The organism is Rhizobium sp. WYCCWR10014 (genome assembly GCF_001657485.1).
Taxonomy (GTDB): Bacteria; Pseudomonadota; Alphaproteobacteria; order Rhizobiales; family Rhizobiaceae; genus Rhizobium.
Genome location: NZ_LXFU01000011.1, coordinates 1 through 2,500 on the forward strand (window position 1 = coordinate 1; position 2,500 = coordinate 2,500).

Sequence of the window (2,500 nt, forward strand, 5' to 3'; positions counted from 1 at the left end):
TTGGTTGCGGGGGCAGGATTTGAACCTGCGGCCTTCAGGTTATGGTCCGCAGGACGAGGAGCTACCATCGCCAGGGAAAGCGAAGCTTTTCCGCCAGCGATAAGAAGGTAGGTGCTGATCTTTAAGAGGAGATTGGTTGCGGGGGCAGGATTTGAACCTGCGGCCTTCAGGTTATGAGCCTGACGAGCTACCGGGCTGCTCCACCCCGCGTCCAGCGCAAATCCCTTTGGGATTTGTCGCGGTTGCGTAAAACGCTTTTGGCGGTTTACGCTTACTGCCCGAGCAAATTGCTTGCAATTTGTCTCGTGTTTTCCTGCTTATGTATTCTAACACGAAAGGCCGCTTTGTGAGCGGCCCTTTTGTTTCGGCTTTGGGCCGTTGTCTGTGAATGAGAAGATTGTTTTACATAAGTTGCGTTTTGCAGACCTGGCAGCGACCTACTCTCCCGCGTCTTAAGACGAAGTACCATGGGCGCAGGGGCGTTTCACGGCCGTGTTCGGAAAGGGAACGGGTGCAGCCACCCCGCCATAACCACCAGGTCGGCAAAGCGCAACTTATTGTTTTGAGAAGCTGGAGGATGAGGCAATAGGCATCTGCCAACAGGCAGAAGTGATATTGTCATCGCATTTTGAACACGTCATTGAAGCGAATGCGGAGTGGCTATTGCCGACTGCCTATTCCCTTCTGGCACATCGATCCGGACGAAGGCAAAGCCTTCGCCGGGAGATGAGCATAGTCAATGAGAACGATCAAGCCGATCGAGCTATTAGTACCGGTAAGCTTCATGCGTTGCCGCACTTCCACACCCGGCCTATCAACGTGGTCGTCTTCCACGGCTCTGATAGGGAATACTCGTTTTCAGGTGGGTTTCCCGCTTAGATGCCTTCAGCGGTTATCCCGTCCATATATAGCTACCCTGCTATGCCCTTGGCAGGACAACAGGTCCACCAGAGATATGTCCATCCCGGTCCTCTCGTACTAGGGACAGATCCTGTCAATATTCCTACACCCACGGCAGATAGGGACCGAACTGTCTCACGACGTTCTGAACCCAGCTCACGTACCGCTTTAATTGGCGAACAGCCAAACCCTTGGGACCTGCTCCAGCCCCAGGATGCGATGAGCCGACATCGAGGTGCCAAACAACCCCGTCGATATGGACTCTTGGGGGTCATCAGCCTGTTATCCCCGGCGTACCTTTTATCCGTTGAGCGATGGCCCTTCCACGCGGGACCACCGGATCACTATGACCGACTTTCGTCTCTGCTCGACTTGTCAGTCTCGCAGTCAGGCGGGCTTATGCCATTGCACTCGACGACCGATTTCCGACCGGTCTGAGCCCACCATCGCGCGCCTCCGTTACTCTTTCGGAGGCGACCGCCCCAGTCAAACTACCCACCATACACTGTCCCGGACCCGGATAACGGGCCGCGGTTAGACATCCATGACGATAAGGGTGGTATTTCAAGGATGGCTCCACGGAAACTGGCGTCCCCGCTTCAAAGCCTACCACCTATCCTACACATGCCGACACGAATGCCAGTGTAAAGCTATAGTAAAGGTGCACGGGGTCTTTCCGTCTGACCGCAGGAACCCCGCATCTTCACGGGGAATTCAATTTCACTGAGTCTATGTTGGAGACAGCGGGGAAGTCGTTACGCCATTCGTGCAGGTCGGAACTTACCCGACAAGGAATTTCGCTACCTTAGGACCGTTATAGTTACGGCCGCCGTTTACTGGGGCTTCGATTCAAAGCTTGCACCTCTCCTCTTAACCTTCCAGCACCGGGCAGGCGTCAGACCCTATACGTCGTCTTGCGACTTCGCAGAGCCCTGTGTTTTTGATAAACAGTCGCTACCCCCTGGTCTGTGCCACCCCATAATAGTTGCCTAGCATGGGGTCACGCTTCTTCCGAAGTTACGCGTGCAATTTGCCGAGTTCCTTCAACATAGTTCTCTCAAGCGCCTTGGTATACTCTACCTGACCACCTGTGTCGGTTTCGGGTACGGTCTATACGGTGGAGCTATTTCCTGGAACCGCTCCGCTGCCCATCCAATCCAATAAGAATGAACAACTTGTGCAATCCGTCACTACCACCAGGCCCACGAATATTAACGTGGTTCCCATCGACTACGCATTTCTGCCTCGCCTTAGGGGCCGGCTAACCCTGCTCAGATTAACTTTAAGCAGGAACCCTTGGTCTTTCGGCGAGAGGGTCTCTCACCCTCTTTATCGTTACTCATGTCAACATTCGCACTTCCGATACCTCCAGGAGCCCTCACGGGTCTCCCTTCATCAGCTTACGGAACGCTCCGCTACCACTTGCGATTGCTCGCAAATCCTCAGCTTCGGTGCATGGCTTCAGCCCCGTTACATTTTCGGCGCAAAGACCCTTATTTAGACCAGTGAGCTGTTACGCTTTCTTTAAATGATGGCTGCTTCTAAGCCAACATCCTGGTTGTTTTGGGATCCTCACATCCTTTCCCACTTAGCCATGACT

General features: G+C 53.8%; 1 tRNA gene and 2 rRNA genes (1 of these 3 cut by a window edge). All 3 read right to left on the reverse strand.

The features are described 5' to 3' along the window. Window positions 1-133: 133 nt before the first annotated feature. Window positions 134-210 (reverse strand) — tRNA-Met (locus A6U98_RS00130). A 214-nt stretch (window positions 211-424) separates the two neighbouring features. After that, window positions 425-539 (reverse strand): 5S ribosomal RNA (gene rrf / locus A6U98_RS00135). 206 nt (window positions 540-745) lie between these two features. Beyond that, window positions 746-2,500: ribosomal RNA gene (locus tag A6U98_RS00140) — 23S ribosomal RNA — on the reverse strand (it continues 1,132 nt past the right edge of the window).